This is a genomic window from Ruegeria sp. HKCCD7251 (genome assembly GCF_013031165.1).
Classification (GTDB): domain Bacteria; phylum Pseudomonadota; class Alphaproteobacteria; order Rhodobacterales; family Rhodobacteraceae; genus Ruegeria.
Genome location: NZ_WPZC01000006.1, coordinates 195,084 through 216,421, shown reverse-complemented (window position 1 = coordinate 216,421; position 21,338 = coordinate 195,084). Strand labels below are relative to the sequence as shown.

The window sequence follows — 21,338 nt, the reverse complement described above, 5'->3', positions numbered from 1 at the left end:
CTAGTCCGTGTCAGCCGTGCGTTTGATTGACATGAGAGTCAGTGGCGGCCCCAACACCTCGAAGACCACAGTACTGGCTAGAGTAAAGGCCATGATCGACGCGGCCCAATGCGGAAATTGTTCTCCAGCTACAAGGGCCATACCTACCGCGACACCAGCCTGTGGCAACAAAGCGGGACCGTACCAGCGGGTCTGACGGCGAGGCAGGCCGCCCAGTTTTGCTCCGCAGTAACCTCCGACAAGGCGGGCCACGGCACGCAAGAATAGGAAAAGAGCACCAGCCCAGCCCATCAAACCGAAGGCTTCAATTTCCAACGTGGCGCCAGCCAGTAGGAAGAACAAAATCATGAACGGCCACTGAATATGTTCGATCTCGTGAAAAGCACGATCATGATGGCGGGCAAGATTCCCGATCACTGCGCCCGCAACCATGCCTGCGACCAAGAATGAAACCTCCAGCCAAAGCGCGAGGCCCGCTGTAAGAAAGACTATTCCCACTGCTTCTGCCTGCATTGGCTCTCCCGGTTTCAAGCGGCCAGTCAGGTAAGCGGATGGCACGCCTAGTGCGGAACCCAACAAAATAGCCCCTCCGAAATCCCAAATCGCCGTGGTCGTGACTGTGGCCCAACCATCCGAATGACCGGCCAGAACTAAGGCGATGCTGAAAACTAACAGACCCCAAGCGTCATCAATTGCGACGACGCCCTTTAATGTCTCGGTGAAGCTGTTGGACACCCCAGATTGATTGATCACGTCTGTCATTGCGGCCGGAGCTGTAGCCGTAGCAATTGCCGCCAGCACCAACGCCAACCCGAAGGGTACGCCAATTGCGGTCAGTCCGGCAGACACAATAACAAGGGTTGCCACCACGATTGAAACCGAAATCGTCAGAATGGCTCGGCCATGTTGGACCAGGTTCTCGCGAGTCAAAGATCCTCCAAGAAGAAACGCGACCATCGTCAAGGCCACAATGGATATCTCGTCGAACCACATTGCAACGTCGAGTGGGATCAACCCCATTCCGGCGTTCCCGGCGATCAGACCGAGGAAAAGCAAGGTTGTAACACGAGGAAGATGCGTGGCCCGACCAAATTGATCGGCCGCCAATCCGGCAAGGAAGAGGACACCAAGGGTAATCAGAAAGCCGGCAACGTGCATAGAAAACCAAGCGTTAAGTTCTTGTCTAGATTACTCTAACTCCAACCCTGCCTGCTAGGAACCGGTGTCGGAGAGAATGCGAGCGCCCTGTCGCGGTCTAAGCCGAGAGTGCTAAAGATAAGGGTAATTGATCTGTATTAAGGCGAAAGCATGCCGCAGGTGGCACAATAGCTTATTCAGGAAATGAGGAGGAATTTTCGATGCCGAGAAAGAAATCTAGCACAAATAGCCCGACCTCACTTGTGGATGTTTTCAAGCAAATGCAGCCGCCCATGTCTGGTAATCCGGCCTTCGGTGCCCAGATCGAACAGTTTTGGGACGCACAAGAAAAATTGCTCGAAGAAACAGAGGCCTTTGCACAGCATTGGTTCGAACGGCGTCATGAGGCGGTCCGAACGGCTCTAAAAGCTGCACGCAATGTGTCTTCCGCGCACCCGTCCGATCCCTCTAAAGCCGTTCAGAGCATGGCGGAGTGGCAGCGCCATTCGGCGGAGCGGTTGGTTGCTGACGCTCAGGAATGGTTCGAAACCGTGTCCCGTTGTGCATCTTATGTCGCTGAAACCGAAGCTGAAGCTGTTGAGAAAACAGTTGATGAGGTTGTAGCCGCTACAAAGAGCGCGGGGAAATCTTCAAAGTCCGAGCCTGTATAGGTTTCCTGCTGCCGAGGAACCAAACTGGAATCATCGGAGCAGTAGATAGGAGGTCAAATGTACAAGAATATCCTGATCCCGGTTGCTCTGGACCAAGAACACGACACACAAGCGTCGTTTGAAGCCGCGCGCCAATTGGCTGATGCGGACGCTGTATTCACCGTGATACACGTCCAAGAACCAATTCCGGCGTATGTAGGGTCTCAGATTCCCAGCGAAGTACTTGCCAATACGCGGCATGAAATCCTGGAAAACCTGCATCAAACTGCTTCTGAAATTCCAGGCGCGAAGGCTCGGCTCATCTCTGGGCACGCAGGTAGGGCTATTGTCGACTTCGCAAATGAGAGCGATGCGGATTGCATCTTCTTGGCTTCGCACAAGCCTGGTTTTGAGGACATATTTTTAGGTTCCACTGCAAACAGAGTCGTGCATCACGCCAGGTGCTCGGTTCATGTAATTCGTTGAGCCAATGTTAGCGGTGTGGCTTCCTTTTTGAGTGGCTCGATTCTTAGTGAGCCAAATCAGATCAAGAGAATTGACCGCTGAGCCAAAGAACCCTTGGACTGCAGCTTGCCTGCGGTTTCGAATTAATTAGAACGCTGGATTTCTTTATTGTGAAGAGCAGTTGCTGGTCGGTCGCTTGGACGCTTTCGACACTTGGGTTGCTTCGGAGCTTCAGATTGTGTTTCGAGATGTAGTCTACTTTCCTTTTCTTCGAAGGACGGTTGTTCGATGAAGGCCAAATCCTGCTCCCGCAACCAATATTCCAAACCAGACCGTTCGATCTACAAACAGTCCACCAGATCAATCGATTAATGCCTTCACCGCGTCGTTAGTCGGGGCTTACGCGGCCCCCTTAACCTCAACCCATTAGGTAGGAGTATGACGGAGTCGGGAAATCCTGATTTTATGATTGTTCGCGGTTCGTTGACTCTTAGTGCACTAGAATTGCTTCTCTATCCCAGGCGGGAATTTTCACTAAGGCTTTGAGAAAGAATCAAAATTGATTGGAAAGCTGAAAATTCTTTTCTTGGCTATCGCAACCCTTTGCATTCTTGGGATGATTAGCTCTTCGACGGTTCGCTATAGAAATCGTACCAATCTGGAAGAGAGAATAAGAAACTACGCAATAGAACTGGTTCAAACGGACAGTTTTCTGGTCAAGTTTTTTCCTCCTCCGCACTCACTTGCGGATGTTTACCAGCTTAGAAAGCCGTTCTTTAATGCAACATGGGCTATAGCACCTTTAGAGCAAATTTCTGAGTTCTCAAAGCGGAACCAGAGTAGAGTTAATGGAGATGTTCACGCAATTATTCTCGATAACTGGACGAAAGATGACACAGCTATTTTGTTCACTTTAAAGGACTGCGGCGGGTTTTTTTGCGAGTTGGATAACTCTGACTTACAAGTCGTTCCCCGATCTGATGTTACGTACATTTTGCGGTCGGGAAACCCAAAAGTGAATAGGACCATTAGAAGTGACGGCTACCAAACCGCGAACATAACGCCGGATTTTGCTTCCAAAAAAGACTACTTGGTTACAGCTCAGATAATTCGAAACAATGGCGGCGATATTGTGGAGATATTCGTTTTCTATGAGCGACCGGCATCTTCGTTCGAAAGCTTCGTGCAGTCGTTCACTGGCGATCCACATAACAGACATATCGCAAAAAAAAGGTTTTTCCACTATAACTATGCTCTGCAATGGAGCGTCGAATACTAGATTGATGCGACCCGATCTGACTGCCGAATAATTGCTTCGTCCGGGAGGGCGACAATAGGCTGAAGAGGTTAAAACCGCTTGTGTTTCGTCTCACGCAACGAACTCAATCACTTCCAAGTGGCCTCCAGTTCTATACGCCAAATCCTGCCAAATCAGCTCAGTAATAGCCACTTCTGCAGCTATTACTATGTGATGGTTCCCCCCGGGAATAGGAGGAAGAGGCGCCCAGCGCAAAAATTCCCTGTAGTGCTACTTGCCCGAACACGCGCCCTCAGGACACGGCGTCCGTCGAATGTGTCACTACTTGCAAGTGCTGAGCCAGTTTGTCGACTTCCGACATCCAGCTTTGCACAAGCTTAGGATCGCTGGGGGCGGCATGAACGCCGGCAGGAATTTCGCGATTCAACACAGACTCAACAGCCAGAGACACGGGGATAGACACCAGTCGCGCCATTGCGGTTCCGCGTTCGTCACCCCAGGCATCCATAACATAGGTCTTGTGCCAGACCTCGGAGCCGTCTTTTTCGGCCTTCAGGCCCACGCACAGAACCACGCGGTCAGGCTCGCCTTCGTCATAGGCGTTTTCGTCCCAGAACTGATCCGACATTTCTTTCAGGCGCGCGTCGCCTTCAGGGCCGGACAGGGTTTCGATTTCGGTGAACACGTCCGACCAGGCATCGGCCCAGCCATTCAGGCGCAAGGTGCCGCGGACGAATTCCTTGATCGGCCAGTGATCCTCGAACTGGTATTCGGCCATGAAGGGCAGCGAGTCGCGGTTGGGGTAGACCTCGAAGCTTTCCGGGCTTGGCAGAGGCGCGATGTAGCTGGTGATTGCGTCCCACGGGCGGGCGACGTCCAGTGGTGCGTAGTCACGGACTGATTTTGACGGCGACCGTAGGGCTTTTAACACCCCCAGAGGCGACCAGCTAAACTTGTAGCGGAACGGGTTGGGGTTCTTCGGGATGCCGCCGCAATAGGAAATGAAACTCAGGTGGTTTTGCGGATCAAACGCATCCGAGGCGCGGTAATCGGCGACCAGCGCGTGCGCCATCAGGTGATCAATGCCGGGGTCCAGACCCACTTCGTTGATCAGGGCGACACCGGCTTCGCGCGCCTTTTCGTCCAACGCGCGCATTTCGGGTGCGATGTAAGAAGACGAGACGAAATTCGCGCCCTTCGCAATCGCCAGCTCGGCCAGAGGAACGTGCCAGTCGCCAGGCAGCATGGATACGATCACGTCGCCTTTTTCCAGCACTGCGCCAAGCGCGTCGATGTCAAAGGCGCGGATGTCGTCGGTCAGGTCTCCGACCTCGGCGCGGGCCTTGTCGATGGTCCGGTTCCAGACGGTGACTTTGTGGCCGCCCTCAATCAGGCGGCGCAGGCCGGGGATGGCCGACAGGCCGGTGCCACACCAGTGAATCGTCATCGCTCAGATCCCTCTCATATGAGTTTTGTAGGTTGTTTCGGCCCTGCCCCAGACGCCTTTGTCCAGATCGGTCAGGGTCAGCAGCGAGGGCAACAGTTGTGCGGCGTAGTCTTCCGAGCTTTCGACGGGCAGCATCGACGGCAGGTTGTCAATGGCCATAACGTCCATCACTGGATCGGTCGCCACGCGCAGGGCGGGTGCTTCCCATGTGGTTGCGCGGTCATAGACCGGCACCGGGTTGTAATCGCTGTCGGGGTCACACGCCACGTCGCCAATGGCGGTCAGGTTGCGCGGTGCGCTCATCGCGTCACGCGGGACAAAGACCGGCGTGCCGGGGCGCGCGAAGATGCAGTTCAGGAACAGGTCATGGTCAAGGATTTCAGGGAATGGCCCACCGCTGGCGGTTTCGGCCATGTCCCATTTGGTGACGGCAACGCCCATCGCCTCGCACATATCCGCAGCACCCGTGCCGACGCGGCCCAACGCGCCTATGACAATAGCACGGGGGCGGGTGCCCGTGGCGTCCAGCTCGGCAAGCAGCTCGGCGTTCAGAGCGTACTTGTTCGGATACACTCCGACCGGAGGGCATTCCTGCCCCCGTTGTTGCGCGGCCCATGTCTTCAGCGTGACTGCCGCGCCCGCATACCCCGCCCAATAGCCAAAGGCGGCAACCCGGCGGCTGTCTTCGTCGACCAGATATTCCAGATCATACAGCGTGCCGCCCCCGGCCTTGAATCGCTGGAGCAGCGCCCGGCCCGAATGTTGCCCCTTATAGGCATGGCCGAACATGATGTGGCGGTGGGGCAGGGGCGTGCCGTCTTCGGGCAGTTCCTTGAGGCCGAAGATGATCGCATCCAGCGGGGCGTCCGGCCATGAATTCTCAGTCGCGATCTCGCAGCCTGCATCCTTGTAGCCCTGCAATGGGATGGCGCGGACATGGCTTTCCTCGACCGTCACGCGGATACCTGCGGCGATCAGGGCGGCGGCACCCTCGGGGGTTAGTCCGACCCGTTCCTCGTTCGGGCGCTGTTCCGCCCGGACCCAGAGATGTGTCATATCAGTTCCTTTAGTCAAAGCATTCCGGCAGTGCGTACCGCCTGCACGGAAGGCCGCGCCTCCATCGCCTTGCGAAATGCGATGATCTTGGGAAAGGCCGACACATCAACACCGTCGCCCTCCAGCCAACTACACACCACATAAAGGTAGATATCCGCAAGCGAGACCTCATCCCCCAGTACAAACGGCCCACGCAGCCCGTTCGAGCAAATGTATTCGCAAGAGGCCGTCATCGTTTGTGTGACCTTGCCCTGCATATCTTTCCAACTGGATTCCTTGTCGGCCCACCGTTCACCTCGTACCTTGTGGGCGTGGTTCACATGCATGGTCGAGGCAAGGTAATACATCACCTCGCGCATCCGCGCGGCCATAATCGGGTCAGACGGAATCAACCCGTCCTGCGGAGCCACAGTGGCGATGTAATCCAGCAGCGCACCGGTTTCGGTCAGGATGCCCCCGTCAACGACCAGCGCGGGCACGCGGCCCTTGGGATTGATCTGCTTGTAGGCGGGTTTGGTCTGTTCGCCGTTTGGGAAATCCAGCTTGATCGCCTCATACTCTAGCCCGGCCTCTTCCAGAGCTATGGCAACAGCGATCGAGATCGTGCGGGGGGCGTAATAAAGCTGCATCTGAGCCTCCGGTTACAGGTGGGTCTGGGCGAATTGCCGGTCTGGGGCTTCCAGGTGTGGAACTGCGTTGAACAGCACAGGGGCAAGCTGTGCACCGATCGGGTGCAGACGATGCATTGACGTGTTCATGATGGCAAGAGCCACGCGTGCCATGGAAGGTATATCCAGCCCCATTGCCTGCCGCACCACCATCGAGATCAACCCCCCCGAGGTCACCACAATCGCGGGTCCGCCTTCCGTGCCGATATCACGCAGCGCACCAGATACGCGGCTTTCGAATTCCTCGAAGGTTTCTGGCGCACCTGTGATTTGTCCTTTGGCCCATGCGTCGAACGTGCGCGGCAGATGCTCGACAAACTCCTCGCGGTCGGTCGGAACTGCAATGCCGTGCTGTTCCTCGAACAGTTTCGCAATGGTGAAATACTCTAACTCATTCAACCGGGCGTCCCGCGTTGGTTCCGGCAAGCCCATGCTGGCGGCGGTTTCCACGTGCCGCGCGAGCGTTCCACAAAATACCCGCGGATGATGTGCGCGTGTACTTTGTAAATGAGCACCCAGCCAGCGTGCCTGCTGATGACCCAGATCGCTGAGTTTGTCGTAGTTTGCCTCGTCACGTGCTGCTGTATTCGCCTGGCCGTGACGCACCAGTGTAATATGTGACATGGCCGTCCCTCTTGGGCGGAGTCTTAGGGCAGGTTACCGGTCGGGACCAGAGCCGTTGGGCCAGTGTTTGAAAATAATTCTATTTGTCAGAATGCCTTGCTCAATGCTGAACCGGTCGTGATACATTTCGTGCATGACGGGTGTTGCGTAACGGAAAAAAGTTTCCTATACGCTACAAATCTGCTGTATGCCCCTGTATGCCGAATGGTCGGGTGACCATTGCTTTTTGCACAGCATTGACTGACAACGGGATTGGAAAGGTCACGGATATGACTGACGCACCGAAGCGTACTCCGCTATATGATCTTCACGTCGAGCTTGGCGGTAAGATGGTCGATTTCGCCGGTTGGGAGATGCCGGTTCAATACCCGCTGGGGATTATGGGCGAGCATAAGCAGTGCCGCGAAAAGGCGGCTGTGTTTGATGTCAGCCACATGGGGCAGGTGATCCTGCGTGGCGAGAGTGTGGGCGAGAAACTGGAAACGCTGTGCCCCCAAGCCTATGCGACCCTGAAAGAGGGCAAGGCGCGTTATGGGTTTTTCACGAATGCCGAAGGTGGGATTATGGATGACCTGATCGTGTCGAATGCGGGCGATCATTGTTTTGTCGTCGTGAACGCTGCGCTGCGTCATCAGGACATTTCACATATGCAGGCCAATCTGGACGGTGTCGAGGTAATCGAGATTTTCGACCGCGCGCTGGTGGCCGTTCAAGGCCCCAAGGCCCAGGATGTGGTGGGTGACCTCTGCCCCGCCGCCCGCGATCTGAAATTCATGGAAACCACCGTGGCGGACATCATGGGCACCGAGTGTCGTATTTCGCGGCTGGGCTACACTGGCGAGGACGGGTATGAAATCTCGATCCCCGAGGACAAGGCCATCGAGATCACCCGTGCCTTTCTTGCCCATGACGATTGCGAAGCCGCCGGTTTGGGCGCGCGCGACAGCCTGCGGCTGGAGGCCGGGCTGTGTCTCTATGGTAACGACATCGACCAGACGACCTCACCCATTGAAGCGTCGCTAGGATGGGCCATCCAGAAGCGCCGCAAGGAAGAGGGCGGCTTCCCCGGCGCTGACCGCATCCAAAGGGAATTGGCCGACGGCCCCGCACGCAAGCTGGTGGGCATCAAGCCCGAGGGCCGCGCACCTGCCCGTCAGGGCGTTGAAATCCAGTGCGCCGAAGGCAATACAATCGGTCAGATCACATCCGGCGGGTTTGGCCCCACTGTGGGTGGCCCGGTTGCGATGGGCTATGTGTCCGCGGGCCATGCCGCACCCGGCGAGACCGTCAATCTGATCATCCGGGACAAACCGCAACCCGCACAGATCGTGGCGCTGCCCTTCGTTACCCAGAATTACAAGCGTTGAAGTCAGGAGAGAGACAAGATGGCAACCTATTATTCCGAAGAGCACGAGTGGATCGACGTTGACGGCGACACTGCAACTCTGGGCATTACCAAACACGCGGCCGAACAGTTGGGCGATGTGGTCTTTGTGGAACAGCAGGAAGTTGGGGACGAATTCGCAAAAGACGGCGAGATCGGCGTAATCGAATCCGTCAAGGCGGCCTCGGAACTCTACGCTCCGGTGGATGGTGAGATCGTCGAGGTCAACGAAACGCTTGCCGACAATCCCGGTGCGCTGAACGAAGACCCCGAAGGTGAGGCATGGATCTACAAGATCAAGATCACGGACGCGTCGCAGCTCGAAGATCTGATGGATGAGGCCGGCTACAAAGACTTCATCGGCTAAACCCACGGCGGATCTTTGCACGGATCCGCCCTTCATCTGGCTAAAAATATCCCCGCCGGAGGCTCCCGCAGTCGCCGCCGGGCCTGACCTACCCGACAGGAGCGCACCACATGGCTTTCAAACTGACTGACTACGAAGCCTATGACTTTGCCAACCGTCGCCATATCGGACCCAGCCCGACCGAGATGCGCGATATGCTCAAGGTGATCGGCTTCAAGACGCTGGACCAACTGATCGACGCCACCGTCCCGCCCGCGATCCGGCAGAAGGAACCCTTGGACTGGGGTCCGGCGATGACGGAACGGGATGCGCTGTTCCACATGAAAGAGGTGGCGAGCAAAAACAAGGTTCTGACCTCGCTGATTGGCCAAGGGTATTACGGCACCACCACGCCCGCGCCGATCCTGCGCAACATCCTGGAAAACCCGGCCTGGTACACCGCCTATACGCCTTATCAGCCCGAGATCAGCCAGGGTCGGCTTGAGGCGCTGTTGAACTTCCAAACCATGGTCAGCGACTTGACCGGGCTGGACGTGGCGAATGCTTCGTTGCTGGACGAAGCCACCGCCGCAGCCGAAGCTATGGCGATGGCCAAACGCGGTGGCCGGTCCAAGGCCAACAACGCGGCTTTCTTTGTCGACCGCAACTGCCACCCGCAGACCATCGCCGTGATCAAAACACGCGCCGAACCTTTGGGCATCGACGTGCAGGTGGGCGATCCTGACCAACTGGAGGCCGGTGCCGTCTTTGGCGCGATCTTCCAGTATCCCGGCACCCACGGCCATGTGCGCGACTTCACATCGGAAATCGCGGCCCTGCATGAACACAAAGCCATTGCCATTGTCGCCGCCGATATCCTGTCGCTGGCTCTGCTGAAATCGCCCGGAGAGATGGGCGCGGATATTGCAATCGGCTCGACCCAACGGTTCGGCGTGCCGATGGGCTACGGCGGGCCCCACGCGGCCTATATGGCGACCACCGACAAGCTGAAGCGCGCGATGCCTGGCCGTATCATCGGTGTCAGCATCGACAGCCGTGGCAACAAAGCCTACCGCCTGGCGCTGCAGACCCGCGAGCAGCATATCCGGCGTGAAAAGGCGAACTCGAACGTCTGCACCGCGCAGGCGCTTCTGGCGGTGATTGCCTCGATGTATGCGGTCTATCACGGCCCAGATGGCATCAAGGCGATTGCACAATCGGTACATCGCAAAACCTCGCGTCTGGCCGTCGGGCTGGAGGATGCGGGCTTTGCCGTCGAACCAGAAGTGTTCTTTGACACCATCACGGTCGAGGTTGGCCATCTGCAAAAGACCGTCATGGAGGCCGCCGTGGCCCGTGGCGTCAACCTTCGCAAAGTCGGCGAGACGAAAGTGGGCATCAGCCTGGACGAACAGACCCGCGCCGAAACCATCGAGGCCGTCTGGGGTGCCTTTGGCATCGACCGTCAGGACGACAGTTCTAACGTTGCCTATCGCCTGCCGGACTACGCCTTGCGCGAGACGCCTTATCTGACCCACCCGATCTTCCACAAGAACCGGGCCGAAGCCGAAATGACCCGCTATATGCGCCGTCTGGCCGACCGCGACTTGGCGCTGGACCGGGCGATGATCCCGCTGGGCTCGTGCACCATGAAGCTGAACGCCACGATCGAGATGATTCCGGTCACATGGCCCGAGTTCGGCAATCTGCACCCGTTCTGCCCCGAAGATCAGGCGCAGGGCTATCATGAGATGATTGCCGATCTGAACGACAAGCTGTGCCAAATCACCGGCTATGACGCGATCAGCCAGCAGCCTAACTCGGGCGCGCAGGGTGAATATGCAGGCCTGCTGACCATCCGCAATTATCACTTCGCGCGCGGCGAAGGGCACCGCAATGTCTGCCTGATCCCGACCTCGGCCCATGGCACCAACCCGGCCTCGGCGCAGATGGTGGGCTGGCAGGTGGTGCCGGTGCAATCGGATGAGAATGGCAATATTGATCTGAACGACTTCCGCGCCAAGGCCGAGAAGCATTCTGATCATCTGGCCGGGTGCATGATCACCTACCCCTCGACCCACGGTGTGTTCGAGACCACCGTGCAAGAGGTCTGCCAGATCACCCATGATCACGGCGGTCAGGTCTATATCGACGGGGCCAACATGAACGCCATGGTGGGCCTGTCGCGTCCCGGTGACATCGGCGGCGACGTCAGCCACCTAAACCTGCACAAAACCTTCTGCATCCCGCATGGCGGCGGCGGCCCCGGCATGGGTCCGATCGGCGTTAAGGCGCATCTTGAGGAACACCTGCCCGGCCACCCGGAATACGGCACCGCCGTCGGTCCGGTCTCGGCGGCACCCTTCGGCTCGCCGTCGATCCTGCCGGTCAGCTGGGCCTATGTGCTGCTGATGGGTGGCGCGGGTCTGACGCAGGCGACCAAAGTGGCGATCCTGAACGCCAACTACATCGCGGCGCGTCTTCAGGAGGCCTATCCGATCCTCTACACGTCCGAGTCGGGTCGTGTGGCGCATGAATGCATCCTCGACACCCGGCCCTTGGACGAGGCAGCCCATGTCAGCGTGGATGACATTGCCAAACGTCTGGTCGATTCAGGCTTCCACGCGCCTACGATGAGCTGGCCGGTGGCTGGAACCCTTATGGTCGAACCCACCGAATCCGAACCGATGGCTGAGTTGGACCGCTTCTGCGACGCGATGTTGTCGATCCGGGCCGAGGCGCAGGACATCATCGACGGCAAGATCGACGCGGAAAACAACCCGCTGAAAAACGCCCCCCACACGGTGCGCGATCTGGTCGGCGACTGGGATCGCCCCTATACCCGGGAACAGGCGTGTTTCCCTCCGGGTTCCATGGGTGTCGATAAGTATTGGTCGCCGGTCAACCGCGTCGATAATGCGTATGGGGATCGGAACCTCGTCTGCACATGCCCGCCCATGTCAGAATATGAGGAAGCCGCAGAGTAACGAGAACCCCGCCACGTGCGGGGTTTTTCTTAGGGTTGGAAATTGTCGGGCACGCCGAATGGTGGCGTGTCCACGCTCGTCCCGGTCAGTGCGTTCAGAAACGCCACGAGCTTTGTGATTTCGGCGTCCGACAGTTGCAGCGGAGTGATGTCAATCTTGCTGCGCTGCCGGTCCATTTCCAACTTGTCATCCCAGACCAAGAAATCGGCTTTGTGCAGCCAGGGTACCTTGGGCAAAGCCGCCATGTCGTGGGTCCATTGTGACAGGCTGCGTTCCGGGTTCAGGTGATGGCGGATCATGCTTTCGAGATCGGGAAACGCGCCGTTATGTCCATAAGGCGCGGTCAGAGCCACGTTGCGCAGCATCGGCGTGCGAAAGCGATAAGCATCTTCTAGCCGGTCGCTTTCCCCCATGCGACCGACGTCGCGCACGTAGGGGTCCCATTGCCGGGTACGGCCCGGACCAAAGGGCGGCAAGGCCAGCGCGTGGAATTTCTGATCTGACATCAACGGACCGGAATGGCAGGTGGAACACTGGGCCTTACCGAAAAACAAGGCCATCCCGTCCTTTTGGGCAGGTGTCAGGGCGTTGGCGTCGCCTGCAAGATATTGATCGAACGGGCTGTCCGTGCTGCGCCACTCAACGGCCATGAACGCGGCCAGCGCGTTCGCGATCTGGGTGATCGTGATGTCCTCGGTCGTGATGACCTCATCAAAGGCGGCGACCATCGCAGGGCCATAGCGCGGATCGGTGCGCACGCGTTTGGCAAGGATCGGCCAGCCCAGATCAATCCGGTCGGCAACCGCTCCGGTCACCTGGTTTTCGCCGACATTTCCGGCCATTTCGAATTGCGAGGTTAGCGGAAATAGCGCTTGCGCAGCCAGTAATGAGTTCAACCCTTCAGGCATCCATTCCTGCGCGGGTGAGTTGAAGCCGTTGCCGTAGACATCCGAGACACTCAGGCGGCCATCGTGGAAGACCGTGTGAATTTCTTTCGCACCAAGGTTCCAAAGACCGGGCGAATTGCGTGGAATGCGCTTGCGGATTTTATTCGCACCGACACCCGGTGTGCGCTCTGGCCCCAGCCCCTGTCCGCCTTCCCCAATCCCAAGCGACAACCCGTCGGAGGTGCCGAAATCTGGGTGGTGGCAATGGGCGCAGGCGATGTTCTGATTGCCCGACAGGATAGGATCGTAAAACAGTTGATGACCGATGGCGGCCTGTTCCATATCAAAGAGGATAAAGTCATCATCGGTCAGCGGGCGCGGCAAGTCCTGTGCCGCAGCCGCGCCGACGAACAGGAAGAAAACCCCGTGCGCCAGCTTGTATTTGCCCTTTGTCTTTTTGCATCTCCGGCGCTGGCCGAACTGGAACAGGCCCGCGACATGATGGAAGCCGGTGAATTTGAAACCGCGCGCGAAGAACTGCTGCCAGCGGCACGGTCCGGCAATGCCGAGGCCGAGGAGTTGATCGGCGTCATGTACGGTCTTGGGCTGGGGGTCGAACAGGATTACGAACGCGCGTTTGAATGGTATCTGCGCGCCTCGATGAAGGGGCACCCGGGCGCGCAATCGGGTATCGGCTGGTACTATGAACTGGGTCTGGGAATGCCCGCGCCCGATCTGGTTAGGGCTTATATGTGGTACACGCTCAGCGCCATTGGCGGCGATCCCGACGCGGCGATCAGCCTTGAGGAAGTGGTCAAGAAAATGTCGCCGGAGCAGATCGAAAGGGCGCATGTTTTGGTAAATGACTACAAAGGGTGGATGTACCCGTTTCGGTAAGGGCCGGACGCCATCGCCCGGCCCTGTTCGCTTAGTTCAGGTCCGCATCGCGAGAGGCGTTGATGTCGGCCTCCGCCTCGGCGACGGCCTCGGTCAGCGCGTTGAACACCTCATCCCCACGGCCCACATTGGTCTGGAACCACTCATAGACAGGGGTTGCGGCCTCTTTGAAGGCAGCCTTCTGTTCGGGCGTCGGGACATAGAGATCTCCGCCACCGGCGACGAAATCTTCATAAGCCTGGATCGACTTGCGCTTGGGCGAGGCAAAGGTCGCCTGTTGCAGCGCGTAGAATCCGTCGACCACGACACGGCGCATGTCCTCGGGCATCTCTTGGAACTTGGCGTTGTTCATCCACCACAGCGCGCCCATATAGGCGTGGCCGTCCAGTGTGACGTATTGCAGACCCGCATCGGGGAATTTCATCCCCATGATGTCCGTGATGCCGTTTTTCGACCCTTCAACCACACCGGTCTGAAAGCTGGTGAACAGTTCCGGCCACGGGATCGGGGTGGGCGACGCACCCAACGCCTTAACCAGTTCCTGTGGTAGGTCGGCGACTACGGTGCGGATTTTCAGGCCTTTCATATCGGCTGGTTCAGCAATCCGACGCTGCGTGTTGGCAAAGTTGCGCCAGCCTCCGGTGTTGCCGATGGTCATCAGACGGATCGCGCCACCGGAATCCTCAAGTGCCATTTCGCGCATCTTGCGAGTGAAATCGCCGGACAGCACGTGCTCGGCCACGCGGTCATCCGCCATCAGGTAAGGCAAGTCCAGAACCTGAACATAGGGGAAGATACCCGACGCGCCGCCCGAGGTTGAGATGTAGATGTCGATGGTGCCATCTGCCACGCCCTGCAGACATTCAGCACCGTTCGAGCAAAGCTGGGTGCCAATGAACAGTTCCACCTCGATGGCTCCGTTCGATGCGGCCTCGACATAGTTCTTGAAAACGATCAGACCGTCATAGTCTTCGTCGTTTTCGTTCGAGTTCGCGGTGGCGCGCAGGGTGTAGTCTGCGGCGGTGGCGGCAAGTGCGGATGCGGCCAGCACCGAGGTGGCCACCGCAGCGGTTTTCATAAATCTTCTGAGCATTCGTTTCCTCCCTGTGATACTCAGTTCAGTTTGCAAATCCCGTTATCCTCGGGATCGTCATGGATAGTGCGGGGACATAGGTGATCAGGAAGATCACTATGATTTCGACAGCCAGAAACGGCAGAATCGCCTTGGCGATGGTCTCGACCTTTTCGCGCGACACGGCAGCGGCCACGAATAGCACCAGCCCCATGGGTGGCGTGGCAAGGCCGACGGTCAGGTTGACGCTCATGATAATGGCAAAGTGGATCGGGTCCACACCAAGGCTGGTGAAGATGGGCGCAAGGATGGGGCCAAGGATGATGATCGCCGGGCCTGCGTCCAGAAACATGCCGACGACAAACAGCAGCAGGTTGATCAGGAACAGCAGGATCAGTGGGTTTTCCGACAGGCCAAGGATCAGCGCCGCCAGTTGTTCCGGCGCATGGCTGAGGCTGACAACCGTCTTGAACGCCATCGCGGCACCGACCAGCAGCAAGACGACCGCCGAGGTCAGACCCGCGTTGCTCAGGATCTCGGGCACTTCTTTCAGGGTCAGCGTGCGCAGGACGAAGAACCCGATGATGAATGCATAGCCTACAGCGACCGCAGCGGCCTCTGTCGGGGTGAAGATGCCGCCGAGGATGCCGCCCAGAATGATGACGGGTGTCAGCAGCGGAAAGAACGCTTTGAGGCTGGCCTGACGACGCTCGGGCCATGTGTATTTGCGGCTGGCGACAGGGAAGTCGTACTTGTCGGCCATCACCTTGATCATCAACATCAGACCGACGCCGACCATCACGCCGGGCACGATGCCCGCAAGGAACAGGGCCGCCACGCTTTCACCCATGACGTAGGCGTAAATGATCATGATCCCCGAGGGTGGAATGATTGGCCCGATCACCGAGCTGGCCGCTGTGATTGCGGCAGCGAAGCGGCGGGTATAACCCTGTTTCTCCATCGCCGGAATCAGCATCGACCCCAGTGCCGAGGTATCGGCTACCGCCGACCCCGAGAGGCCAGCGAACAGGATTGAACTCAGGACGTTCACATGGGCCAGACCGCCCCGGAAGTGACCCATCAACGCCTGAGAGAACTCGACCAGACGGATCGTGATGCCGCCGCGGTTCATCAACTCTCCGGCCAGCATGAAGAACGGGATTGCCATCAGGGGAAAGCTGTCCATGCCGTTATAGACGTTCCGATACAGCAACGTGATGTCGTTGGTCTGGCCGTTCAGCCACAACAGAATGCCGGGCGCGGCCAGAAGGGCGAAAAAGACCGGCAGGCCGATCATCAGGAAAATCAGGAAGGTGGGCAGGAACCAGATCAGCATCTATTCAGCCCCCACCGGTGCGTCTGCGATTTTGGGCAACAGGTCTCCGCCCCCCAACAAAGTCAGGATGGCCCGCAGGATCAGCTCGATATTCACCGCGATCAGTAGGATCACCCCAACCAGCAACGAAGCCATCATCCAGCTACGTGGGACGCGGTACCACTCGTCGAACCCGAAGGAGGTGGGGATATACAGCGCAGCCGTCGCAAACTTGCCGCCAAAGCCGGTCACTTCGGACCAACCGATATTGACCGCCACCAACAGAACGGCAAGTGAAACGATCAGCAAAAACAAGGTCAGCAACTGCCCCAGCACACGCGGCAGCATCATGGGCACCATGTCGATTGCAACGAACCCGCCACGCCGGAACGCGGTAGGCGCCATCAACCCGGTCATCCACAACATACAGAACCGCGCGGCCTCATCCGGCCAGGGCAGGGCGTTGCCCAAAACGTATCGGAAGAACACCTGAATCAGGATTGCGATCACCATTAATGCAATCGCAACAATGCCAACCGCGCGGCCAAAACGCAGCACGGTTTCGTTCACGAATGCAATCGGCGCAAGCACCGACGCCAGTCCGCCCATGCGGATCCTCCCTTGTTCAGCCGCAGGTTTGCCCTGCGGTCGTCAGATCGCGCTTAGTTCTGCGCGAATTGGCCGAGTTTCCCGGCGTAAAAGGTCAGCGCGTCTCCATCCGCCATGCTGACCTTGAGAATTTTGCCCACGACGATCACGTGGTCGCCTGCGTCGTGATAGGCGTGCTGTTCGCATTCGAACCGCGCCAGACAATCCGGCAGCAGCGGTGTTCCGTTCCCGCACCGGTCATGGTCAATTTCCCGCAGCGCAAACGCGTCTTTCGAGCATCCAAAACATAGTTCGGCCTGTTCCGACGATAGCACGTGCACACTGAAATGGCGTGCCTTGTGGAAATAGGGGAACCGGCGAGAGTTGCGGTCACCGGCCCACATGATCAGCGGCGGGTCCAGCGACAGGGACGAAAAGCTGTTCGCCGTGATACAGACTGGGCCGTCATCGCTGTTGCAGGTGACGATCGTGACACCTGTGGCGAACCGTCCAAAGGCGTCCCGCAACGTGCGGGTGTCGTCCTTGTGCGGGACGAATGTGTGGGTCATGTCCTTTGAGATTGCATTCATCATGGTACCTCATGCCCCAGCGCCGCCTCGTACAGGCGGAACCAGCTTTCGCGATCCAGATTAACTTTCAATGCGTCCGAGATGGTCTTGATCCGGGACAGGTTGTTGGTGCCCATAACCGGAAGGATACCTGCCGGGTGAGCCAGTAGGAACGCAACAGCCACCGCCGCGCGGTCCACACCGAATTCAGCAGCGATTTCATCCGCGACTACCCCGACAGGTGGGTTTCCGGCCATCAACATCCCGCCTCCCAGCGGCGACCACGCCATCACGGGCTGACCATGCTGCTGGTGAAAGGCCAGATCGCCATTGGTAAATGGGCTGATCTCGCCCAGAGAAATTTCGATCTGATTGGTGACCAGCGGTGTATTCATCGCTGACTGCAGCAGGGTCCAGTCCCAAGGTCGGAAATTTGACACACCAACCGCACGGACCTTGCCGCTGGCAACCATTTCGTCCAGGGCGGCGCCGGTTTCATGGTGATTCATGAACGGATCAGGGCGGTGGATCAGCAGCAGGTCGATATGGTCGATAGCCATTTCGGTCAGAGAAGTCTCAACCGAATTCAGAATATGGGCGCGCGAGGTGTCATAGTATTTGACCTTCGCGTCCGAATATCGCCCGATCGGTGCCACGATATCGCACTTGGTGACGATCTCCATCTTCGCGCGCAGCGCAGGATTGGCGCGCAGGGTATTGCCCAATACAGCCTCGGCCCCGTAATCGCCATAGATATCCGCCTGATCGAAACTGGTAATGCCCTGATCTAGGCAGGCTTGAATCTTGGCCTCGACATGAGCAGCCGAGGTATCGCTGTCATCGCCCAGCCGCCACATGCCATAGACAAGGCGGCTCATTTCCAGCGTGTTGGATAGTTTTACACGTTGCATCAGCGACGAACTCCGTTGCCCAGCGGGGTGGCCGGGGTGGTTGCGGGTACGCGCCCATAGGCTTCGGGCAGCGAACAGGTTTTCAGGTTGGGCATGACACGGGCACCAAAGTGCTTTGCCTCATCCATGTGCGGGTAGCCCGAGAAGATGAAAGCGCGGATACCCATCTTCTGATATTCCTCGATCTTGGACATGACCTGATCGGTCGACCCGACCAAAGCTGCGCCGCAGCCCGAGCGCGCGCGGCCGACGCCTGTCCACAGACCGGGTTCGACATAGCCATATTCATCCGCCAAATCGCGGTTCTTGGCCTGATGCGCTACGCCCAAAGACGTCGCGTCCAGCGCCCGTTCCCGGATCGCACGGCCATATTCGTCGTCCAGTTTCGAGACGATGTAATCCGCATATTCCTGCGCTTCGGCCTCGGTATCGCGGACGATCATGTGCACGCGCAGGCCGTAATCCAGTGTGCGGTCGTAATTTTCTGCAACCGCGTGGACGGCCTTCATTCGTTCGGCCAATTGATCCTTGGTTTCGGGCCACATCAGATAGACATCGCAATGCTCGCCACACAGGTCCAACGCGGAAGGAGAGTACCCTCCGAAATACAGAAGCGGTCCGCCGGTTTGGTAAGGCTTGGCTGGATCAGTGGTCAGGCCCGAGAAGTTATAGACCTCGCCCGCGTGGTTGATTTCATCCTGTGTCCACGCTTGCTTGAGAATCTCGACTACCTCGCGCGAGCGCTGATAGCGGAACGCGCTGTCGGCTTTCTCACCGGGGAAATCGGATGATATGATGTTCACCGTTAGCCGCCCCTGCAGCATGTGATCCAGCGTCGCAATGGTACGGGCCAGCATGATGGGCTGCATCTCGCCACAGCGCACGGCGGCCAGCAGGTTGATCTTTTCGGTGATTGGCGCGCAGCCTGCCACGAAACTCAGCGTGTCCTGACCGACCTGATAGGAAGACGGGCACAGAATGTTACGAAAGCCCTGCGCCTCGGCCTCGCGCACGATGCCGGAACAATGCTCCCAACTCGACCGCAGGTCGCCGTCCGGCACGCCCAAGAACTGATAGTCATCCGAACACAGCGCCGCAAACCAAGAAACTTCGGCCGCATCCAGATCGGGGGATGTGATGGGGACGATTGTCATTTGATTCGTTCTCCGTGCATCTTTTGACTTTCCTCTTGCGTAGCAATCACATTGATGTAGATCAATAGTGTATCAATTTTTTCCGCGACTCGGTGAACCACCCCGAAATGACTGCCAACAGCCGCAACCCCAACGCGCTGCCGATCTATGTTCAGATCGCCGAGCTTTTGATCCGCGATGTTGCTGCGGGTCGCTTGATTGATGGTGAACGGTTGCCGCCCGAGCGCGAGATGGCGGCGAACCTGAATGTCTCAGTCGGGACGCTGCGAAAATCGCTGGCTGAGCTTGAGAAAAAAGGGATGTTGGAGCGTATTCAGGGCTCGGGCAATTACATCCGCGAGACTGGGACGCAGAACAGTGTTTATGCGATGTTCCGGCTGGAACTGCCCCAAGGCGGTGGCCTGCCGCGCGCCGATATCCTGTCGGTGGATCATCTTGAAAAGCCCGCCGATCTGCCGGAATTCGGCACCTCGGCCAAAGGCTCGCGGGTGCGGCGGATGCGCTATTTGAATGACACAATCATCGCGGTCGAGGAAATCTGGCTGGATGATTCCGCCGGAAAAGTCGATCAGGCGCTGCTGTCGGATTCGCTCTATCGTTATTATCAGCAGCAGCTTGGTTTCTGGATCACGCGGGCCGAGGATCGCGTTTCGGTCCGCGCGCTGCCCAAGTGGACACCAGATTCCTTTACCAAACCCGCTGGCGAAACGGCGGGTTATATTGAGCGGTTCAGCTGGTCCGAGGGACCGGAGCCGGTCGAGTTTTCAAAAACGTGGTTCGACCCGGATCGGGCCACTTATGTCCAACGTCTGAAGTAGAAGGAAACGTGCATGACCCGGACCATCCATTACGGGCTGATCGGATGCGGCATGATGGGGCAGGAACACCTGCACAATATCGCGTTGCTAGAGGGCACGCAGGTATCGGCGATTTTCGAACCCGACGCCGAGATGGCCAAAACGGCGCAAGCGATTGCGCCCAGTGCGCAGATGGTGGCGTCGGTCGAAGACCTGCTTGCCGTGGAGGATCTGGATTGCATTGTTATCGCCAGCCCAAATCACTTGCACGTGGATCAGATCGAACAGATCGCGCGGGCGCGGCCTTTGCCCTTGCTGGTGGAAAAACCCCTGTTCACGGACCCGTCGGATAAGGCGCGATTAGAGGCCATCCAGCGCGATTACCCCCATCCGATCTGGGTGGCGATGGAGTATCGTTATATGCCGCCCATCGCTGCCCTGATTGACGAGGCGCAGGTGACCGGCGGGGTCAAAATGCTGACCATCAGGGAACACCGCTTTCCATTTCTGGAAAAGGTCGGCAACTGGAACCGCTTCAACCGCAATACGGGCGGCACGTTTGTCGAAAAATGCTGCCACTTCTTCGACCTCATGCGTCTGATCCTGCAATCGGACCCGGTGCGTGTAACGGCCAGCGGTGGGCAAGCCGTCAATCATCTGGACGAGGCTTACGACGGCGAAACACCCGACATTCTGGACCACGGCTACGTCATGGTCGACTTCGCCTCGGGCGCGCGGGCGATGTTGGAACTGTGTATGTTCGCTGAAGGCGCGCGGTATCAGGAAGAAATCTCAGCGGTTGGTCCGGATGCCAAGATCGAAGCGTTGGTGCCCGGGCCGGGCCGTTTCTGGCCCGAGCATCTGGGCGATGCGCCGGTGCCGCAACTGATTGTCAGCCCGCGCGCGCCCAAGGGGCCGGTCGCCAAGGACATCCCCGTCGATCCGCGCCTTCTGGCGGCGGGTGATCATAACGGATCCACCTTTTACCAGCATCAAGGCTTTCTGGCCGTCCTGCGCGGTGAAAAGCCCGTCCCCGAGGTAACCTTGCAGGACGGGATGTGGGCCGTGCGCATTGGTCTGGCCGCGCAGCAGGCGTTGGAGACTGGCGAGTCTGTGCGCTTCTAGG

The 21,338-nt window shown here is 58.2% G+C and carries 21 protein-coding genes; 9 read left to right on the top strand and 12 right to left on the bottom strand.

What is annotated here, in order from left to right:
- Positions 1–1,158, bottom strand: a complete 1,158-nt coding sequence (locus GOX75_RS15715; RefSeq protein ID WP_171124652.1) for a cation:proton antiporter — start codon at positions 1,156–1,158, stop codon at positions 1–3.
- Positions 1,159–1,358: 200 nt separating this feature from the next.
- Between GOX75_RS15715 and GOX75_RS15710 the strand changes: the two genes are divergently transcribed.
- The 3 genes from GOX75_RS15710 (at position 1,359) to GOX75_RS15700 (ending at position 3,531) form a co-directional block, all read left to right on the top strand.
- Positions 1,359–1,808 carry a phasin family protein gene (locus tag GOX75_RS15710; protein ID WP_171124650.1) on the top strand — a complete coding sequence of 150 codons (450 nt, stop codon included), beginning with the start codon at positions 1,359–1,361 and terminating at the stop codon, positions 1,806–1,808.
- 57 nt (positions 1,809–1,865) lie between these two features.
- On the top strand, positions 1,866–2,273 hold the full coding sequence (locus tag GOX75_RS15705) for a universal stress protein (protein WP_171124648.1): 408 nt from the start codon (positions 1,866–1,868) through the stop codon (positions 2,271–2,273).
- Between the two features lie 538 nt (positions 2,274–2,811).
- The gene (locus GOX75_RS15700) at positions 2,812–3,531 is read left to right on the top strand and encodes a hypothetical protein (protein ID WP_171124646.1); all 720 of its coding nucleotides are present in this window, start codon (positions 2,812–2,814) and stop codon (positions 3,529–3,531) included.
- A 271-nt stretch (positions 3,532–3,802) separates the two neighbouring features.
- Here the strand turns inward: GOX75_RS15700 and GOX75_RS15695 are convergent, their stop codons facing one another.
- Genes GOX75_RS15695 through GOX75_RS15680 form a run of 4 tightly spaced genes read right to left on the bottom strand, consistent with a single transcriptional unit; the run spans position 3,803 to position 7,305 of the window.
- Positions 3,803–4,957, bottom strand: a complete 1,155-nt coding sequence (locus GOX75_RS15695; protein WP_171124644.1) for a saccharopine dehydrogenase family protein — start codon at positions 4,955–4,957, stop codon at positions 3,803–3,805.
- A gap of 3 nt (positions 4,958–4,960) precedes the next feature.
- Positions 4,961–6,013 carry a saccharopine dehydrogenase gene (locus GOX75_RS15690; protein ID WP_171124642.1) on the bottom strand — a complete coding sequence of 351 codons (1,053 nt, stop codon included), beginning with the start codon at positions 6,011–6,013 and terminating at the stop codon, positions 4,961–4,963.
- A 14-nt stretch (positions 6,014–6,027) separates the two neighbouring features.
- A complete protein-coding gene (locus tag GOX75_RS15685; protein ID WP_171124639.1) occupies positions 6,028–6,642 on the bottom strand; it encodes a glutathione S-transferase family protein in 615 nt (204 codons plus the stop codon).
- A 12-nt stretch (positions 6,643–6,654) separates the two neighbouring features.
- On the bottom strand, positions 6,655–7,305 hold the full coding sequence (locus tag GOX75_RS15680) for a histidine phosphatase family protein (protein ID WP_171124637.1): 651 nt from the start codon (positions 7,303–7,305) through the stop codon (positions 6,655–6,657).
- A 269-nt stretch (positions 7,306–7,574) separates the two neighbouring features.
- On the opposite strand from GOX75_RS15680, the gene gcvT reads away from it, so the two are divergent.
- The 3 genes from gcvT to gcvP all read left to right on the top strand — a co-directional run bounded on the left by gcvT (position 7,575) and on the right by gcvP (position 12,022).
- A complete protein-coding gene (gene gcvT, locus GOX75_RS15675; RefSeq protein ID WP_171124635.1) occupies positions 7,575–8,672 on the top strand; it encodes a glycine cleavage system aminomethyltransferase GcvT in 1,098 nt (365 codons plus the stop codon).
- An 18-nt stretch (positions 8,673–8,690) separates the two neighbouring features.
- Complete coding sequence (gene gcvH, locus GOX75_RS15670; protein ID WP_171124633.1) at positions 8,691–9,056, top strand: glycine cleavage system protein GcvH; 366 nt, start codon at positions 8,691–8,693, stop codon at positions 9,054–9,056.
- Positions 9,057–9,166: 110 nt separating this feature from the next.
- Entirely contained in the window at positions 9,167–12,022 is a 2,856-nt protein-coding gene (gcvP, locus tag GOX75_RS15665; RefSeq protein ID WP_171124632.1) for an aminomethyl-transferring glycine dehydrogenase, read from the top strand.
- 29 nt (positions 12,023–12,051) lie between these two features.
- On the opposite strand, the gene GOX75_RS15660 is transcribed toward gcvP, so the two are convergent.
- Positions 12,052–13,251 (bottom strand): cytochrome-c peroxidase, encoded by a 1,200-nt coding sequence (locus GOX75_RS15660; RefSeq protein ID WP_254429645.1) that lies wholly within the window; start codon positions 13,249–13,251, stop codon positions 12,052–12,054.
- An 84-nt stretch (positions 13,252–13,335) separates the two neighbouring features.
- Here GOX75_RS15660 and GOX75_RS15655 point away from each other — a divergent pair, with 84 nt between their 5' ends.
- The gene (locus GOX75_RS15655; protein WP_171124693.1) at positions 13,336–13,806 is read left to right on the top strand and encodes a tetratricopeptide repeat protein; all 471 of its coding nucleotides are present in this window, start codon (positions 13,336–13,338) and stop codon (positions 13,804–13,806) included.
- 31 nt (positions 13,807–13,837) lie between these two features.
- On the opposite strand, the gene dctP is transcribed toward GOX75_RS15655, so the two are convergent.
- Genes dctP through GOX75_RS15625 form a run of 6 tightly spaced genes read right to left on the bottom strand, consistent with a single transcriptional unit; the run spans position 13,838 to position 19,415 of the window.
- A complete protein-coding gene (gene dctP / locus GOX75_RS15650; protein WP_171124628.1) occupies positions 13,838–14,899 on the bottom strand; it encodes a TRAP transporter substrate-binding protein DctP in 1,062 nt (353 codons plus the stop codon).
- Between the two features lie 25 nt (positions 14,900–14,924).
- Positions 14,925–16,214, bottom strand: a complete 1,290-nt coding sequence (locus GOX75_RS15645) for a TRAP transporter large permease (protein WP_171124626.1) — start codon at positions 16,212–16,214, stop codon at positions 14,925–14,927.
- Complete coding sequence (locus GOX75_RS15640; protein ID WP_171124624.1) at positions 16,215–16,802, bottom strand: TRAP transporter small permease; 588 nt, start codon at positions 16,800–16,802, stop codon at positions 16,215–16,217.
- Between the two features lie 53 nt (positions 16,803–16,855).
- Entirely contained in the window at positions 16,856–17,371 is a 516-nt protein-coding gene (locus tag GOX75_RS15635) for a flavin reductase family protein (protein ID WP_171124691.1), read from the bottom strand.
- On the bottom strand, positions 17,371–18,261 hold the full coding sequence (locus GOX75_RS15630) for an aldo/keto reductase family oxidoreductase (protein ID WP_171124622.1): 891 nt from the start codon (positions 18,259–18,261) through the stop codon (positions 17,371–17,373). Before GOX75_RS15630 ends, GOX75_RS15635 begins: the two co-directional genes overlap by 1 nt.
- Entirely contained in the window at positions 18,261–19,415 is a 1,155-nt protein-coding gene (locus GOX75_RS15625) for an LLM class flavin-dependent oxidoreductase (protein ID WP_171124620.1), read from the bottom strand. Before GOX75_RS15625 ends, GOX75_RS15630 begins: the two co-directional genes overlap by 1 nt.
- 107 nt (positions 19,416–19,522) lie before the next feature.
- On the opposite strand from GOX75_RS15625, the gene GOX75_RS15620 reads away from it, so the two are divergent.
- Entirely contained in the window at positions 19,523–20,233 is a 711-nt protein-coding gene (locus GOX75_RS15620) for a GntR family transcriptional regulator (protein ID WP_171124618.1), read from the top strand.
- Between the two features lie 12 nt (positions 20,234–20,245).
- A complete protein-coding gene (locus GOX75_RS15615; RefSeq protein WP_171124616.1) occupies positions 20,246–21,337 on the top strand; it encodes a Gfo/Idh/MocA family protein in 1,092 nt (363 codons plus the stop codon).
- Position 21,338 lies beyond the last annotated feature (1 nt).

Coding starts and splice junctions, on each gene's coding strand:
- GOX75_RS15715 (WP_171124652.1), bottom strand. CDS start 1,158: ATGCACGTTGCCGGCTTTCTGATTACCCTTGGTGTCCTCTTCCTTGCC.
- GOX75_RS15710 (WP_171124650.1), top strand. CDS start 1,359: ATGCCGAGAAAGAAATCTAGCACAAATAGCCCGACCTCACTTGTGGAT.
- GOX75_RS15705 (WP_171124648.1), top strand. CDS start 1,866: ATGTACAAGAATATCCTGATCCCGGTTGCTCTGGACCAAGAACACGAC.
- GOX75_RS15695 (WP_171124644.1), bottom strand. CDS start 4,957: ATGACGATTCACTGGTGTGGCACCGGCCTGTCGGCCATCCCCGGCCTG.
- GOX75_RS15690 (WP_171124642.1), bottom strand. CDS start 6,013: ATGACACATCTCTGGGTCCGGGCGGAACAGCGCCCGAACGAGGAACGG.
- GOX75_RS15685 (WP_171124639.1), bottom strand. CDS start 6,642: ATGCAGCTTTATTACGCCCCCCGCACGATCTCGATCGCTGTTGCCATA.
- GOX75_RS15680 (WP_171124637.1), bottom strand. CDS start 7,305: ATGTCACATATTACACTGGTGCGTCACGGCCAGGCGAATACAGCAGCA.
- gcvT (WP_171124635.1), top strand. CDS start 7,575: ATGACTGACGCACCGAAGCGTACTCCGCTATATGATCTTCACGTCGAG.
- gcvH (WP_171124633.1), top strand. CDS start 8,691: ATGGCAACCTATTATTCCGAAGAGCACGAGTGGATCGACGTTGACGGC.
- gcvP (WP_171124632.1), top strand. CDS start 9,167: ATGGCTTTCAAACTGACTGACTACGAAGCCTATGACTTTGCCAACCGT.
- GOX75_RS15660 (WP_254429645.1), bottom strand. CDS start 13,251: ATGGAACAGGCCGCCATCGGTCATCAACTGTTTTACGATCCTATCCTG.
- dctP (WP_171124628.1), bottom strand. CDS start 14,899: ATGCTCAGAAGATTTATGAAAACCGCTGCGGTGGCCACCTCGGTGCTG.
- GOX75_RS15645 (WP_171124626.1), bottom strand. CDS start 16,214: ATGCTGATCTGGTTCCTGCCCACCTTCCTGATTTTCCTGATGATCGGC.
- GOX75_RS15640 (WP_171124624.1), bottom strand. CDS start 16,802: ATGGGCGGACTGGCGTCGGTGCTTGCGCCGATTGCATTCGTGAACGAA.
- GOX75_RS15635 (WP_171124691.1), bottom strand. CDS start 17,371: ATGAATGCAATCTCAAAGGACATGACCCACACATTCGTCCCGCACAAG.
- GOX75_RS15630 (WP_171124622.1), bottom strand. CDS start 18,261: ATGCAACGTGTAAAACTATCCAACACGCTGGAAATGAGCCGCCTTGTC.
- GOX75_RS15625 (WP_171124620.1), bottom strand. CDS start 19,415: ATGACAATCGTCCCCATCACATCCCCCGATCTGGATGCGGCCGAAGTT.
- GOX75_RS15620 (WP_171124618.1), top strand. CDS start 19,523: ATGACTGCCAACAGCCGCAACCCCAACGCGCTGCCGATCTATGTTCAG.
- GOX75_RS15615 (WP_171124616.1), top strand. CDS start 20,246: ATGACCCGGACCATCCATTACGGGCTGATCGGATGCGGCATGATGGGG.